This is a genomic window from Phycicoccus sp. Soil802, from assembly GCF_001429605.1.
GTDB lineage: Bacteria > Actinomycetota > Actinomycetes > Actinomycetales > Dermatophilaceae > Pedococcus.
This window is the reverse complement of sequence record NZ_LMSS01000005.1, coordinates 330,131-345,090: the sequence shown is the minus strand read 5'-3', so window position 1 is coordinate 345,090 and position 14,960 is coordinate 330,131. Positions and strand designations below refer to the sequence as shown.

15 protein-coding genes and 1 pseudogene are annotated in these 14,960 nt (G+C 69.5%); 7 read left to right on the top strand and 9 right to left on the bottom strand.

Annotation, left to right across the window (positions count from 1 at the left end; translation table 11 throughout):
- Both ASG91_RS12715 and ASG91_RS12710 read right to left on the bottom strand, forming a co-directional pair.
- Nucleotides 1-1,038 (bottom strand): carbamate kinase, encoded by a 1,038-nt coding sequence (locus ASG91_RS12715; RefSeq protein ID WP_082594148.1) that lies wholly within the window; start codon nt 1,036-1,038, stop codon nt 1-3.
- A gap of 139 nt (nt 1,039-1,177) precedes the next feature.
- Nucleotides 1,178-2,467: a CdaR family transcriptional regulator gene (locus ASG91_RS12710; RefSeq protein ID WP_082594147.1), complete on the bottom strand. Its 1,290-nt coding sequence runs from the start codon at nt 2,465-2,467 to the stop codon at nt 1,178-1,180.
- A gap of 84 nt (nt 2,468-2,551) precedes the next feature.
- On the opposite strand from ASG91_RS12710, the gene ASG91_RS12705 reads away from it, so the two are divergent.
- Complete coding sequence (locus ASG91_RS12705; RefSeq protein ID WP_056922990.1) at nt 2,552-3,661, top strand: ferredoxin reductase; 1,110 nt, start codon at nt 2,552-2,554, stop codon at nt 3,659-3,661.
- 9 nt (nt 3,662-3,670) lie between these two features.
- Entirely contained in the window at nt 3,671-4,975 is a 1,305-nt protein-coding gene (locus ASG91_RS12700) for an acyl-CoA desaturase (RefSeq protein WP_082594146.1), read from the top strand.
- Between the two features lie 80 nt (nt 4,976-5,055).
- Here ASG91_RS12700 and ASG91_RS12695 read toward each other — a convergent pair.
- A pseudogene (locus ASG91_RS12695) lies at nt 5,056-5,550 on the bottom strand (phytanoyl-CoA dioxygenase family protein); the annotation flags it as partial.
- Nucleotides 5,551-5,579: 29 nt separating this feature from the next.
- Between ASG91_RS12695 and ASG91_RS20695 the strand changes: the two are divergent.
- Entirely contained in the window at nt 5,580-5,738 is a 159-nt protein-coding gene (locus ASG91_RS20695) for a hypothetical protein (protein WP_200961298.1), read from the top strand.
- Between the two features lie 4 nt (nt 5,739-5,742).
- Here ASG91_RS20695 and ASG91_RS12690 read toward each other — a convergent pair whose 3' ends face one another.
- Nucleotides 5,743-6,915, bottom strand: coding sequence for a CaiB/BaiF CoA-transferase family protein (locus tag ASG91_RS12690; RefSeq protein WP_056922989.1), 1,173 nt, complete (start codon nt 6,913-6,915; stop codon nt 5,743-5,745).
- A 185-nt stretch (nt 6,916-7,100) separates the two neighbouring features.
- Nucleotides 7,101-7,700 (bottom strand): YdeI family protein, encoded by a 600-nt coding sequence (locus ASG91_RS12685; RefSeq protein ID WP_235545593.1) that lies wholly within the window; start codon nt 7,698-7,700, stop codon nt 7,101-7,103.
- A gap of 140 nt (nt 7,701-7,840) precedes the next feature.
- Here ASG91_RS12685 and ASG91_RS12680 point away from each other — a divergent pair, with 140 nt between their 5' ends.
- Complete coding sequence (locus ASG91_RS12680; protein ID WP_056922988.1) at nt 7,841-8,290, top strand: hypothetical protein; 450 nt, start codon at nt 7,841-7,843, stop codon at nt 8,288-8,290.
- Between the two features lie 62 nt (nt 8,291-8,352).
- Here the strand turns inward: ASG91_RS12680 and ASG91_RS12675 are convergent, their stop codons facing one another.
- Nucleotides 8,353-9,465 (bottom strand): carbohydrate kinase family protein, encoded by a 1,113-nt coding sequence (locus ASG91_RS12675; RefSeq protein WP_056922987.1) that lies wholly within the window; start codon nt 9,463-9,465, stop codon nt 8,353-8,355.
- Between the two features lie 180 nt (nt 9,466-9,645).
- Between ASG91_RS12675 and ASG91_RS12670 the strand changes: the two genes are divergently transcribed.
- Complete coding sequence (locus ASG91_RS12670; protein ID WP_056922986.1) at nt 9,646-10,986, top strand: 6-phospho-beta-glucosidase; 1,341 nt, start codon at nt 9,646-9,648, stop codon at nt 10,984-10,986.
- A 77-nt stretch (nt 10,987-11,063) separates the two neighbouring features.
- Here ASG91_RS12670 and ASG91_RS12665 read toward each other — a convergent pair whose 3' ends face one another.
- The gene (locus ASG91_RS12665; RefSeq protein WP_056922985.1) at nt 11,064-11,579 is read right to left on the bottom strand and encodes a cupin domain-containing protein; all 516 of its coding nucleotides are present in this window, start codon (nt 11,577-11,579) and stop codon (nt 11,064-11,066) included.
- Between the two features lie 131 nt (nt 11,580-11,710).
- On the opposite strand from ASG91_RS12665, the gene ASG91_RS12660 reads away from it, so the two are divergent.
- Nucleotides 11,711-12,274, top strand: a complete 564-nt coding sequence (locus tag ASG91_RS12660) for a TetR/AcrR family transcriptional regulator (RefSeq protein ID WP_056922984.1) — start codon at nt 11,711-11,713, stop codon at nt 12,272-12,274.
- Between the two features lie 40 nt (nt 12,275-12,314).
- Here the strand turns inward: ASG91_RS12660 and ASG91_RS12655 are convergent, their stop codons facing one another.
- Nucleotides 12,315-12,977 (bottom strand): TetR/AcrR family transcriptional regulator, encoded by a 663-nt coding sequence (locus ASG91_RS12655; protein ID WP_056922983.1) that lies wholly within the window; start codon nt 12,975-12,977, stop codon nt 12,315-12,317.
- A gap of 209 nt (nt 12,978-13,186) precedes the next feature.
- On the opposite strand from ASG91_RS12655, the gene ASG91_RS12650 reads away from it, so the two are divergent.
- On the top strand, nt 13,187-13,798 hold the full coding sequence (locus ASG91_RS12650) for an NADPH-dependent F420 reductase (protein WP_056922982.1): 612 nt from the start codon (nt 13,187-13,189) through the stop codon (nt 13,796-13,798).
- A gap of 37 nt (nt 13,799-13,835) precedes the next feature.
- Here the strand turns inward: ASG91_RS12650 and ASG91_RS12645 are convergent, their stop codons facing one another.
- Nucleotides 13,836-14,957: an aminotransferase class V-fold PLP-dependent enzyme gene (locus ASG91_RS12645; protein WP_056922981.1), complete on the bottom strand. Its 1,122-nt coding sequence runs from the start codon at nt 14,955-14,957 to the stop codon at nt 13,836-13,838.
- Nucleotides 14,958-14,960 lie beyond the last annotated feature (3 nt).

Below are 14,960 nucleotides of genomic sequence, written 5' to 3'. Positions count from 1 at the left end.
TCACCTCTCTGTTGGGCTGACGGCTGGTGGCGAGTCGTCGGTTGACGTGACGACGTCGCGGTCAGGGTCGAATTCGGTTGGCGTGGAAGGGTCGGTGGGGACTGCAGCGTTTCCGATCACGGTGCCGACGTCGCCGTGCAAGGCGTCGGCGATGCGGTCGAGGGCCGTGATCACGCTGCGGCGGCCGCCGTGGCGGACGAACCGCATGGCAGCCTCGACCTTCGGGCCCATCGAGCCCGACGCGAACTGGCCGTCCGCGGCATACGCCTCCATGTCGGCGAGGCGCACCCGGCCGACGGGTTGCGCGCCGAGGGTGCCGTAGTCGAGGACGGCGTTCTCGACGTCGGTGGCGATGATGAGCACGTCCGCGCCGATGGCGCTTGCGAGCACGGCTGCGGTGAGGTCCTTGTCGATCACGGCCTCGACGCCGTGCACCGTGCCGTCGGCCTCGCGGACCACGGGTATGCCGCCGCCACCCGCCGCGACGACGACGTAACCCGCGCCGAGCAGGGTGCGGAGGGTGTGCGTCTCGAGCACCTCGAGGGGCTCGGGGGAGGCGACGACGCGGCGCCAGCCCTGGTGGCCGCGGTCCTCCCAGGTCTCGCCGTGCGCGATCAGCGGGAGGGCGAAGTCGTGGGCGAGGAACCGCCCGATCGGCTTGGTGGGCTTGGCGAAGCCCGGGTCGTCAGCCGCCACCAGCGTGCGCGTGACGATGGCGGCGACCCGCCGGTCCACCCCCAGCGCGGCGAGGGCGGGCTCGAGCGTGTCGAGGATCGTGAACCCGATGGTTCCCTGCGTCTGCGCGCCGCACCAGTCGAGCGGCACGGGCGGCACGACGTGGGCCGCGAGTTCGTTCTTGACGAGCAGGTTGCCGACCTGGGGGCCGTTGCCGTGGGTGAGGACGACCTCGTGCCCGGCCGCGACGACGGTGGCGACGTGCTCCATCGCCTGCGCGATGGCCTCCCGCTGGGCCTGCGGGGTGGCGCTGCCGTCGGGACCGGTCATGGCGTTGCCGCCCAGCGCGATCAGGACCCGCATGCCACCTCCGTTCGTCGTCCGTGCGGCGAGCCTAGGGATGCCCGGCGCCGCGTGACGTTGTCAGGACCTGCCCAATGGCGTGGGTCGCGTTGTCACATCTGCGAGAGCGGACAGTGGGCGGTGCTGCGGCAGCAGTCTCTCAGGCCGGAGCCTCGCTCGCCTCCGCGACCGGTGCCTGGGTGACCCCGAGCGCGATGACGAGGTCGGCCACCCGCATCGGGTCGTCGAGGGCGTCGCCGAAGAGCTCGCGCAGCTGGCCGACGCGGTAGCGGACGGTCTGGGGGTGGACGAACAACGCCTCAGCGACCGGCTCGCGGCGCCCGCGGTGCAGCAGCCAGAGCCGCAGCGTCTCCTCGAGGCGCTCGCGGCTGGCCGGGGTGGAGTCGTCCAGCGGAGCCAGCGCCTGGGCGCGGAGGTCGGCGAGCGCGATGGGGTCGGCGCTCAGCACGATCTCGGCCAGGTGCGCATCGGTGTCGTATGCCGTGCGCCGGCCCGTGCGCGTCGCCCGCCCCCGCAGGGCGCGCTGGTGGGAGGTGGCGGCCTCGTGCCAGGGGCGGGTGGGGCCGAGGACCACGTCGTGGCCGTCGAGGGCCTGGACGAGGCGGCGCCGGGCTGTCGGGGTCAGCCGGGGGACGATGAGCGCAGCGACGTCGTCGCGGGCGTCGACGCCGGGCACGTCCTCGGTGAGGACCAGCGACCGCCCATCCACCAGGGACCGAATGTGGTGCAGCTCGGAGTCGGGCGCCAGGAGCACGGTCACCGACCTGGGCAGGTCCCAGCCGGCGCGCTCGGCCCGGCGCGTGACCAGCTCGTCCGAGGCCCCGCGCAGCATCTCGAGGGCGAGCCGCTCGAGCTGGCGCTGCTGGACCCGCTCGGCCGTCGCGAGCTCGTCCGCGTGGCCGGCGACGCTCGCTGCAGAGAGCTCGTCGATGTAGGCGAAGACGAGCTCGGCGAACCGAGCGAGCAGCTCGGCACTCATGCCGGCGCGCACGCTCTCCTCGGACAGGCCCCGCCACGAGACGCGCGCGCCGATCCGGTAGGCCGACAGCAGGGCATCCAGGCTGCGACCGCTGCGGGCCTCGCCCCGACCCAGGTTGTACGACGCCTCCCGCGCCGGGCCGAGCGGCGTGCTCGGGTCGTCGGAGCGGGCGGCGATCGACAGGAACGAGCCGAGGGCGACCTGCACCGCGGCCTCGATGTTGCCCACGAGGTAGTCGCGAGCGCTCGCATAGCTGGGCACCTCCTCGATGATCGCCTCGACCGCGTGGCTGGCCACCGCCGGTAGGGCGCCCTTGAGGCGGGCCAGCACCTCGGGCGACATGGTGAGACCGGCGGCCCGCTCGGTGGCGGAGGTGACGGAGGTGGCGGTTGTGGCGTCGGTGACTGCTGCGGCGGCTGAAGGGGCTTTCAGGGGCGAATCGGGACTCATATTGTTCCTAGCGAACAAGGCATTGGAGAGAACTCACTCGGGCAGGTCAGGAAATTAGCCTACCTGATCGCTCATAGTGGAACCATGAGCGCAGTTCTCCCACTTCGCACGACGTCAGGGTCCACGAGCCCCCTGCCGTCCCTGCGTACGGTCCTCCGCCGAGTCGCCGAAGCAGTCGCCACCCCCGTGCTGCCCGACGACTACCTCGACCTCATCGCGCCGATGCGGGCCGGCGCGGACCTGCGCGGCCGGGTCGTGTCGGTGACCCCCGAGACCCGCGACGCCGCCACGGTGCACATCAGGCCGGGCCGCTCGTGGGCCGGGTTCGTGCCCGGCCAGTACATCCGCATCGGGGTGGACGTCGACGGCGTCCGCAACTGGCGGGCCTACTCGCTGACCTCCCCGCTCAACTCGCCCGACGGGCTGATCTCGATCACCGTCAAGGCGATCCCGGACGGCAAGGTCAGCAACCACGTGGTGCGGGCCCTGCAGCCCGGCACCCTGATCCACCTCGACCAGGCGACCGGTGAGTTCGTGCTCCCGACGCCCCGTCCGGCGCGGGCCCTGTTCGTCACCGCCGGTTCGGGCGTCACGCCCGTCATGGGCATGCTGCGCAACCACCTCGACGAGCTGCACGACGTCGTCGTCATCCACTCCGCGCCCACCGAGGCCGACGTCATCTTCGCGGCCGAGCTGCGCGAGTGGGCCGAGGCCGGACGCATCCGCCTCGTCGAGCGGCACACCGACACCGAGGGCATGGTCGGCGCCGACTCCCTCGACGAGCTCGTGCCCGACTGGCGCTTCCGCGAGACCTGGGCCTGCGGGCCCACCGGCATGCTCGACGCCTTCGAGGCGGCCTGGGCCGACGCCGAGATCACCGACCGACTCCACACCGAGCGCTTCCGCCCGGTCATCATCGCCGAGGGCGAGGGTGGCACCGTCACCTTCGGCGGACAGCGCATCACCGTCGATGCCGACGGCTCGACCCCGATCCTCGACGCCGGCGAAGCCGCCGGTGTCCTGATGCCCTCCGGCTGCCGGATGGGCATCTGCTTCGGCTGTGTCGTGCCCCTGAAGGAAGGTGCCGTGCGCGACCTGCGCAACGGCGACCTGACCATTGCCGCCGAGGGCGACGGCATCCGCATCCAGACGTGTGTGTCGGCTGCTGCCGGCCACTGCGAGATCGACCTCTAAGGAGACCTCATGACTGCCACTGCAGAGACCTATGACCTCACCATCGACGGTTCGGCCGCCTCGACCCCCAAGGCTCCTGGCACCCCGTCGCCCCGCTCCACGAACAGCCGGCTCTCGACCGCCATCGCCGAGCGTCGCCACGTGCCCAAGCGCTCCGGCAAGGCAGACCCCACGGCGCACCTGACCGCCGAGGACGTCGAGGCGCTCGCCATGGAGCTCGACGCGCTGCGCCAGGAAGTCCTGGAGTCCCGCGGAGCCAGCGACGCGGCATACATCCGCAAGGTGATCGACGTGCAGCGCAAGATCGAGCTGGCCTCGCGCGCCGTGCTGCTCTTCTCGATCTTCCCGCCGGCCTGGATCGTCGGCACCGCCGGCCTGTCCGTCGCGAAGATCCTCGACAACATGGAGGTCGGCCACAACATCCTCCACGGCCAGTGGGACTGGATGCGCGACCCCAAGATCCACTCGACGACGTGGGAGTGGGACAGCGCCACCCCGGCCGCGCTGTGGAAGCACAGCCACAACGAGCTGCACCACACGTACACCAACGTGATCGGCAAGGACAACGACCTCGGCTACGGCATCATGCGCGTCGACGAGGACCAGCGCTGGACGCCCGCCTACCTCGGCCAGCCGATCTACAACTTCGTCAACATGTGCTTCTTCCAGTACGGCATCGCCGCCTACGACCTCGAGATCGGCAAGCAGCTGGCCGGCCGGGGCGACAAGGAGGAGTTCAAGCGCAACGGCAAGATGGTGCTGCGCAAGGTCGGTCGCCAGGCCCGCAAGGACTACCTCATCCACCCGCTGCTCTCGGGCCCGTCGTTCTTCCACACCATCGCGGCCAACGCGACGGCCAACTTCGTGCGCAACGTCTGGACGCACTCGATCATCATGTGCGGCCACTTCCCGAGCGGGGTCGAGACCTTCGCCCGGGGGTCCATCGAGGGCGAGACCCGTGGCGAGTGGTACCTGCGCCAGATGCTCGGTTCGGCCAACATCTCGGGCAGCAAGGCCCTGCACATCATGTCGGGCAACCTGAGCCACCAGATCGAGCACCACCTCTTCCCCGACCTGCCGAGCAACCGCTACGGCGAGATCGCGCCGAAGGTGCAGGAGATCTGTGAGCGCTACGGCCTGACCTACACGACCGGGCCGCTGCCCAAGCAGGTCGCGTCCGCGTGGAGCCAGGTCATCTCGCTCGCGCTGCCGAACCCCGAGCCGGGCCGCAACCGCCTGGGCATCGCGGCAGAGGAGATCGGCAAGCAGGTGCGCCGCAAGCTGCGCAACCGCAAGCCGCTGCGCGCGGTCTGAGGTCCACCCCGGAACCCGGTGCACGACGAAAGGCCACCCCGGTCACGGGGTGGCCTTTCGTGATGCGTTGTCCTGACCTTTCAGCGCAGGCAACCACCCTCACGATCAGGTCTGATGTGCGGGCGCATCACGTCTGTGGTGCCGGCGGCAGCGTAGGGGTCCCGTCCGGCGACCATGAGGATATCGCGATGGTCGAGCAAGGCCATCGCCTCGCCCGGCTGAGGTGGGAACCACGGCAGCAGCGACTCCGCACTCATGTAGTGGTTGACCAGCGCACGCCGCATGCCGTGCCGCCCGGAGTTCGGGAGCGACCGGTGGAGCAGGTAGCCGTCGAACAGCAGGACCGACCCGGCCGGGATCTCGACGGGCACCGCGTCCTGCTCGCGGTAACCGAAGTCGTAGGCCTCGTCGGTGCAGTCGAACCGGTCGTCGTCCTGAGGTCGGGTCGGGAAGACCACCCCGGACCGGTGCGAGCCCGGGATGACCCAGAGGCAGCCGTTCTCGACCGTGGCATCGTCCAGGGCGATCCAGGCCGCGGTCAGCGAGCGGTCGCGCGTCGGGATGTGCGCCTCGTCCTGGTGCCACGCCCGACCTCACCCTGGCCGTGGTCGCTCGTGAGTGCGGGTATGCCGATGTCGCCCACTTCTCGCACCGGTTCGACGCGACCCACGGAGTCGCGCCCGGGAGCTACCGGCTGTCGGGGGGCGGCCGGTGCCTTGCCCACCCGGGGATCCGCCGGCTCGAACGCCTCGTCTGGGGCTGAGCCGTCAGGCGTCCGGCTCGTCGAGCCACGCGCGGATGCTGGCGCCGTGCTGGTCGAGGGTCGGCGGCGCGTCGTGCTCACTGCGCCCACCGGCATACCGGTTGTCGTCGAAGCGGATCGGTGGGCCGGGCAGCTCGATGTGGCCGAGGACGGGGTGATCGACGTCGAGGACCAGGCCCTGCGACCGCGTCTGGTCCCAGTCGTAGACGCGGTCGATGGTGCGGACCTCGCCCGCAGGGATCCCGAGCTCGGCCAGCCGGGGAAGCAGCTCGGCGAGGGGGTATGCCGCGAAGGCGGCGTTGAGGGCGGCCGTCACCAGGTCGCGGTTGACGGTGCGCTCGCGGTTGGTGGCCATGCCGGGACTGGCGGGGTCGATGTCGAACGCCTCGGCGAGCTTGCGCCACAACGACTCGCTCCCGCAGGCCACCTGGATGTCGCCGTCCTGGCAGTGGAAGAGGCCGTAGGGAGACAGCGACGGGTGGTGGTTGCCCTGGGCGCGGCCGACGTGCCCGGCCACGGTGTAGGCGGTGCCCTGGAACGCGTGGGCGCCGACGAGGGCAGTCAGCAGGCTGGTGCGCACCACGCGGCCGACGCCGGTCGTGTTGCGCTCGTGGAGAGCGGTCACCACGCCGTACGCGCCGTACATGCCCGCCAGCAGGTCACCGATCGGCACGCCGACCCGTTGCGGGGTGTCGGCGTCGGGGCCGGTCACCGACATCAGCCCGGACTCGCCCTGCGCGATCTGGTCGTAGCCGGCCCGTCCGCCCTGTGGCCCGTCGTGGCCGAAGCCGCTGATGCTCAGCAGGACCAGCCGTGGGTTGAGCTCGTGCAGCCGTTCGGCCGAGAAGCCCAGCCGGTCGAGGACGCCCGGGCGGAAGTTCTCCACGAGCACGTCGCCGCGCTGCACCAGCTTGGTCAGGACGTCGCGGCCGTCGTCGGACTTGAGGTCGAGGGTGATCGACTCCTTGTTGCGGTTGGCCGCGAGGAAGTAGGTGGAGATGGGTTCGTCGTCGGGTCCGACGAACGGCGGCCCCCACCCGCGGGTGTCGTCCCCGGTGCCGGGTGACTCGACCTTGATGACGCGAGCGCCCATGTCGCCCAACATCATTGCCGCGTGTGGCCCGGCCAGGGCCCGCGACAGGTCGATGACGACGATGTCTTCCAGCGGTGCGCTCACCGCCTCATCCTGTCAGGGCATTGCGCCCACACGGGAGAGGCCCGCGGCGGGTCATGCCGGCCACACCAGCGCTGCGCTGATCACCAGCCGCCACACCCTGCGTCACGCCGCCCAGAGAGGGCTACGACGTTCAGGCGCCCAATGGGGGTGCATCGACCACGTTCCGGCAGTTTGGTGTCCGAGCCCTAGGTACCGGACTTCTTCGTCGGCGCCGGGAACGGGGTCTTGCCCTGGGCGAGGGCGTCGGTGAGCTGCTCGATGCGACGGGTGCGGGTCTCCGGGCGCACCGCGGTCTGGATGCGATTCAGGAAGGCGAAGCGGTTGCGGCCGTCCAGCGCGGCGTAGACGTCGGTGAGGTCGCGCGCAGCCAGGGCGGCGGCAAGGTCGTCGGGCACCACTGCGGTCGCCGGGCTGTCGTAGGCGGCGTCCCATCGGCCGTCCGCCTTCGCCATTTCCACCACGGCCAGCCCAGCGGGGCGCATCCGCTCCTCGGCGGTGAGCCGCTCGATGCGCTCGCGGTTGATCTTCGACCAGACGCTCTTCGCGCGCCGTGGGGTGAACCGCTGCACGTACCACTCGTCGTCGAGCCGCCGGGCGATGCCGTCGATCCAGCCGAAGCAGAGCGCCACGTCCACGGCCGTCGTCCAATTGATCGACGTGACGCCGGTGCCCTTCTTGGCCATCCGAATCCAGACGTGCGTGGCGGTCGACGCGTATTCGTCGAGCCAGGACTCGAACGCCTTGCCGTCCTCAAAGAACACCGCGTCGGTGTGGGCCATCGACATGGCAGCAGCCTAGGGGTGTGTCGACGGCGCCAGCGAGATCAGATGGCCCGAGCAGAACGCCTACGTCGTTTGGCGATGTATGCGGGCGCCAGGGGCTGCTTGACTTCATGGAGAGCGATTCTGGAGCGAGGCGAGTTGCCATGCGCGGAGCCATTGCGACCGCGGCGTTGATCGGCGCCGTCACCTGGGGCTCAACTGGCCCCGCCGCGGCCTCCAGCAGCTCAGGGGCTGACGTGCAACGCCTTCAGGGCTGCGCGGTTGAGGAGGGTCTGGGCACGTTCTGCAGCGACGTGGTCCTTGTCGGCAACCTGGCGGCGACCCCGGGCGGCAACGTGGTGTTGACGCTGATCTCTCACGGCAGCGTGACCCTCACGGGAGAGTCCGAGTCGGATTCCTTCACCAGCCAGTTCCGGTCAGTGACCCATGAGTTCCGCAAGGACGGTCAGGACTTCTCGCAGGTGAGTCTCCGGCTCTTCAGCGAAGCACGCGTGAGTAGTGGGGAGACCTGCTTCGTGGAGCTGAGGCTGCACTCCGTGAACGGTGTCTGGCAGTTCGAGAGCTTCGAGAGCATCTGTCAGCCCGCCGCCTGAGATCGGACGTCTCGACGACCACCATCTGACGCCGCAGATCGTGTCCTGCGTCCTTTGGTGCGTCAGACATCCGACTGCTTGGCAATGGTGGCGGCGGCGCGACGGACCGCGTTGGAAGGCCCGACGGGTACCAGCGCCTCGAGGAAGGTGAAGCGACGACGCATGGACGCCGCGGCCGCGCTGCGGTCGTCGCTGTCGCGGAGGCGGTGCCACCAGTCGGCGATGTCTCCCCACCCGGGTGCCGCGAGCGAGCCCCCGAACTCCTGGACCGCGAGCGCGGAGCAGAGGCTGGCGAAGTTGAGGCGATGGGCCAGCGGCCAGCCGGCGAGCGTGCCGAGCGTAATCGCGGCGTCGAAGACGTCCCCGGCACCCGTCGGGTCGATCGCCTTGACGCGCAGAGCTGGCGCGGCGGCCTCCTCGCCCGTCGAGCCGTCGATCGCGAGCGCGCCGTCGTTGCCGTTGGTCACGACTGCCAGCGGTACCCGGTCGGCGAGGGCGAAGAGGGCGTCCTGCGCGGTGTCGGTGCGGGTGTAGGACATCGCTTCGACGGCGTTGGGCATGAAGGCGTGGCAGTGCTCGAGCTGGTCCACCACGTGGGTCGGCCATTTGCCGGTGTGATCCCACCCGACGTCGGCAAAGATCAACGCGCCGTCCTTGCGCGCCTGGTCGGCCCACTCGCGACCAGCGTGGCCGGCACCGAGCGGCTGGTCGGCCTTGAGGTCGAGCAGCACAGCCCGAGCCCTGGGCGGGGTGCCGATCATGGCGCTGGCGTTCTCCGGGGCCGCATGGCCGTGGGTGACCATGCGACGGTCCCGACCGACCGCGATGGAGACGGTGACGGGCGAGTGCCACGAGGAGTAGCGACGCGAGCGGGACAGGTCGATGCCCTCCTGCTCCTCAAGGGTGCGCCAGCAGAACTCGCCGTAGTCATCGTCACCGAACGCCGCGCCCAGGGCGGTCTGCATCCCTAGCCGCGAGGCGGCGACGGCAAGGTTGGCGATGCCGCCCGGTGAGGACCCCATCCCCTCGGCCAACACCTCCGTGCCGTTCTTGGGCATGCTCGCGAGTCCGGTGAAGATGATGTCGAGGAACACGGTGCCCTGCAGGAAGACGTCGACCTCCGGGTCCCCGGGCGCTCGCAGCCCGGCGAGGGGGTCGAAGACGTGGGCGCCCATGATTGTCCTCCTCTCACCCCCGGACCCGGCCACGCAACAGGGGAAGCCCCGTATTTGGCGAGTCCGGGCCATGGTGACGCGACCGGACCCAACGATGCAACCACCCTCATGACGAGCCTGAGGTACGGCTCGCGATGGAGGTGGGTAGCCTGCCCAGCAAAGAGTGGAGGTGGTGCGGCAGTGAAGCTGGCGATTCTGGGCGGCGGAGGCTTTCGCGTGCCGCTGGTCTTCGGCGCGCTGTTGCGCGACGCCTCGCTGCACCGGGTCGACCAGGTCGTCCTGTTCGACCTCGATGTCACGCGTCTGGCCGCGATCGGACAGATCGTGCGGCAGATGGCCCAGGGAGTCGACGGCTCGCCGTCGGTGGCCGAGACCACTGACCTCGACGAAGCCCTGCGGGGGGCCGACTTCGTGTTCTCGGCGATCCGCGTTGGTGGCTTGCAGGGCCGGATTGTCGACGAGCGCGTCGCCCTCGACCTCGGCGTGCTGGGACAGGAGACCACCGGTCCGGGTGGACTGGCATATGCCCTGCGCACGGTGCCAGTCGCTCTGCACATCGCCCAGCGGGCCTCCGAATTGGCGCCCGACGCGTGGTTCATCAACTTCACCAATCCCGCCGGCATTGTCACCGAGGCGATGCAGGGCGTGCTCGGCGATCATGTCCTCGGCATCTGTGACTCCCCGATCGCCTTGGCGCGCAGAGCCATTGACGCTCTGGGGCTCCCGCAGGAAAGCACCACGATTGACTACGTCGGCCTCAACCACCTCGGGTGGCTGCGCGCTCTGCACCACGACGGCACCGATCACCTGCCGCGCCTGCTGTCCTCGCCCGACCTGCTGGCGAACACCGAGGAGGGTCGGCTGTTCGGTGCGCAGTGGCTGCGCGCGCTTGGGGCGGTCCCCAACGAGTACCTCTATTACTACTACTTCACGCGGGAGGCGGTGGCCGCCATCAAGACGGCCGACCAGACCCGGGGTGAGTTCCTCCACGACCAGCAGGGTGGCTTCTACGCCGCCGTGACTGCCAACCCCGGGACTGCCTTGCAGGTATGGCAGCGGGTGCGCGCCGAGCGGGACTTGACCTACATGAAGGAGGCGCGGGCGGAGGACGAGTCACGCGACGACGCCGACATGGCCGGCGGGGGGTACGAGGGCGTGGCCCTGGCTGTCATGGCGGCCATCGCGAGCGGCGAGGTAGCCGACCTGATCCTCAACGTCCGCAATGCTGGAGCGGTCCCGGGTCTGCCCGAGGACGCCGTGGTCGAGATCCCGTGCACCGTGGACCGCGCCGGCCCCCACGCCCGCCACGTGCCAGCGGCTGAGGAACACATGCTTGGTCTGATGCAGCAGGTCAAGGCGGTCGAGCGGCTCGTCATCGAAGCCGTGACCACTCGGTCCGAAAGCGCGGCGCTCAAGGCCTTCGCCCTGCACCCTCTGGTCGACTCGGTTAGCACGGCCCGCGCCCTGCTCGATGGCTACCGTCGCAGGTCGCCCGAGATTGGTGCCCTGTTCGACGACTAGCCGAGGCAGCCCGGCCCGGAGAGGCGCCGGGGCTGCGTGGTCTTCTGGACGGGGCGCTTTCCGCGGCGTTGCGCTGGTTATCGAGGCGGTAGGGGCGTCAGGCCGTAGCGCTCGACCAGGTCGGGCAGCCACGGCGCGTCCTGGAAGAGCAGGCCGTGCTTCTCGGCGAGACGAGCGAGCTCGTCGGGGTCGGGTGGCCCGTCCGTGAGCTCGTCTGCCAGTCCCCAGAAGAAGTGCTCGAAGCCTGCCGGACTGATGATCTCGATCATCCTTGCCAGCGTACTACCGGCGTTCCACATGGTGTGCAGCTCGCCACGCGGTTTGGTGATGTACCCACCCGCCTCGAGGACGACCTCACGATCACCGGACCGGAAACCGATCGCGCCCTCGGTGACAATGGAGTACTCGTCCTCCAGCGTGTGCAGGTGCGGCGGCACGAGAGCGCCTACCGGGAACGGGTGCTCGACGACGGAGACCTGGCCGTTCGTCTGCTCCCCGAACAGCTTGAACACCACCCCGATCGAGCCGAGGGACCCTTCCCGTCCCTCGCCGGGCTGGATCACGGTCAGCGGCGGGGCCTCGACACCTGGCATGGAACACCTCTTCTTCACGTGGACCGACGGATATGGAAATACACTGGTGTTCAGCCAATGTCCTCCCAGCCCGAAGTGGTGTCAATACTTTGACTGAACACGAGCGTTCATCCAAAAGTCGCGCGTACCGGATGCGACAGCGCGCCCGCAGCATCGAGGAGACACGCCTTCGCATCGTCGAGGCCACCTCGTTGCTCCACGAGAGCGTGGGGCCGGCACACACGACGATCTCCGGGATCGCCGAGCGCGCGGGCGTCACACGGTTGACGGTGTATCGGCACTTTCCCGACGACGAGTCCCTCTTCGCGGCCTGCTCGGCCCACTGGACTGCCCAACAGCGTCTTCCCCAGCCGTCAGCATGGGCCAACGCCTCTGACCCCGAGGAGCGGTTGCGCGTCGGGCTGACCGACCTGTACCGCTTCTACCGGTCCGGCGAGCCCATGCTCCGTCAGATCTACGGCGACTGGGACTACTTGCCGGCAACGATCCAGGCCCAGCTGTCCCAGCGAGACCACGCCTTCCGCGACGTGCTCCTCGAATCGTTCGGCACCTCACGACGATCCAAACAGCTCGTCGGCGCCGTGGGGCACGCGGTGTCTTTCTGGACCTGGCGGTCCCTCTGTCTCGACAACGGACTGACGAACGCCTCTGCAGTCTCAGCGATGACCGCACTGGCCCTCGCCGTCGCCCCCTGAAACCACGCCTGCTTCGCCGGTCAACAACGCCAGCGCGTCGCTACTTCACCTTGCTGAGATGGACCATGGCGTCGTAGAGCTGGTCGTCCGTCATGGGTGGTTCGGGGAGCGAGTGTGCCCGCTCGGTCCGGTAGGCATCGAGCATGAGGTAGAGCTGGCGCCGCCACGCCGCGGGCGCCTTGGCGCTGGTGGCATCGATGATGCGGCCGTTGGACCAGATCAGGTTGATGATGTCCGCCCGGGTGATGTCGGGGCGAGCCTTGCCAGCCTCCTGGGCCCGGGCCAGAACGTCATCGATCTGTTGGCACATCACGTCGTGGATGTGCTCGGTCTCAGAGTTGCCGGGGAAGCGGCGGGAGAGGAAGTCGTTGAAGCCTCGGTCTCCGGCTTGGACCGCGAACAGGTTGTCCAGGTAGGCGACGAACCCGTCCCACGGATCATCCATCTCCACGGCCCGGTCTGCCCCGTCGACGAACTCCTGGAGCCGAGGCCTGAGCGCGGCCATGAGCAGGTCAAGACGAGTGGGGAAGTGCCGGTACAGGGTGCCGATGGCGACGGCGGCGTCGCGGGCGATCTTCTCCAAGGAGGCATCCACGCCGTGGGCGGCGAACTCGGCCTGCGCCGCGGCGATGAGCTTGTCGCGGCTCTCCCGGGCATCCCGGCGCAGCGGTCTCCGCAGCTGCTCGACGTCGCTCTGGCTCACTCCACCAGTCTACCGACGATGCTGAGGGCAGCCTCCGCTTCTGCGCTGTTCAGAAGCCGTTCACGCGTCCCGTTCTCGGAAACCGAAGCACCTCCGGTCAAGTTGAGGGATCCCTCCGGAATAGAATGAGGGGTGCCTCCGGTTGTGAACCATGCAAGCCGCGGTGCCTCACCTGGCACCCGCCCACCAATCCAGGAGGAACCATCATCATGACCACCATCAGCATCATCGGCTCGGGCAACATGGCCTCCGCCATCGGCACCCGGGCAGCACGACACGGCCACACGGTCGAGCTCTTGAGCCGAAACACCGCCAAGGCTCAGGCGCTCGCCGACCAGATCGGCCACGGGGCCACCGTCGGCACGTTCGGCGCACCGCCGGCAGGTGACATCGTCATCCTGGCCGTCCTGTACAGCGGCGCGGTTGATGCAGTCGCGAAGTACGGGGATGCACTGGCCGGCAAGATCCTCGTGGACATCTCCAACCCGTTCAACGCCGACGCCAGCGGTCTGGTGACCACCAGCTCGGCTGCTCAGGAGATCGCGGCTGCCGCTCCCGAGAGCGCCCTCGTCGTGAAGGCGCTGAACACGATCTTCGGCCAGGTCCTTGCGAAGGGCACACCGTTGGACGCGTTCATCGCCGGCGACAGCGCTGAGGCGAAGTCAACCGTCACGGCGTTCCTGGAGAGCCTGGAGCTGAGGACCCTCGACGCAGGAGGGCTGAAGGCAGCCTCGATCCTCGAGTCGGCCGGCCTCCTGCTGGTCGGGCTGGCCAGCAATGGTGCCGGCTTCGACCTCGCCCTGGGCGCCGAGGTCCACTGAGGGTTCTGCGCCTCGGCGTCAGCCCGACAGGTACGGGCTAGTGCTTCAGGTGGGCAGCCAAGCGCTCCACCGTGCCGTCGACGTCAGTCAGCTTGTCGAGGCCGAAGAGGCCCAGGCGGAACGTCGAGAAGTCGTCACGTTCGCCGCACATCAGCGGCACGCCCGCAGCGACCTGCATCCCGGCCCGCTTGAACTTCGCCCCCGTGCGGATCTCGGGGTCATCGGTGAACGACACCACGACGCTCGGCGCAGCAAAGCCCTCGGCGGCGACAGAGGGGAAGCCACGCTCCGCCAGCAACGCGCGCACCCGGGCGCCGAGTGAGGTCTGGGCGTCGCGCAGCACGTCGAGGCCCAGCGCGCGGGTCTCGACCATGAGCGCGGCGTCGCGCGCGAGCGAGTCAGTGGGCAGCGTCGCGTGGTAGGGCGTCTGGCCCTCGGTGTAGGCCTCGGTGATCGTCAGCCACTTCTGCAGGTCGACCGCGAAGCTGGTCGACGTCGTGGCCATGACGCGGTCGCGGCCCGTCTCCGAGAGCATGACGAAGCCGGCGCACGGCGACCCGCTCCAGCCCTTCTGGGGAGCGCTGAGCAGCACGTCGACATGGAGGTCGGCCATGTCGACCCAGAGGGCTCCCGAGGCGATGCAGTCGAGGATGAAGACACCACCGACGGCGTGCGTCGCGTCGGCGATCGCCCGGACGTAGTCATCCGGCAGCAGGATGCCGGCCGCGGTCTCGACATGGGCCGCGAAGACGACCTCGGGACGGTCGCGCTCGATGGCCTCGACCACCTCGGCGACCGGGGCCGGGGCCCACGGCGCCTGCGGCGCGCCCGTGACCGGACGGGCACGGCATACCGTCACGTCCTCGGCGACGGAACCGGCGTCGAGGATCTGCGACCAGCGGTAGGAGAACAAGCCGTTGCGCACGACGAGGCACCGGCGGCCGGTGGCCAGCTGTCGGGCGACGGCTTCCATGGCGTAGGTGCCACCACCCGGGACGACCGCGACCGTGTGTGCCGAGTACGTCGTGCGCAGGACGTCGATGATGTCCTGCATCGCCCCGACGAAGCGTTTCGACATGTGGTTGAGCGAGCGATCGGTGAAGACGACGGAGTACTCCAGCAGGCCATCGGGGTCGACGTCGGCGCGGGGAAGGGTCACGGC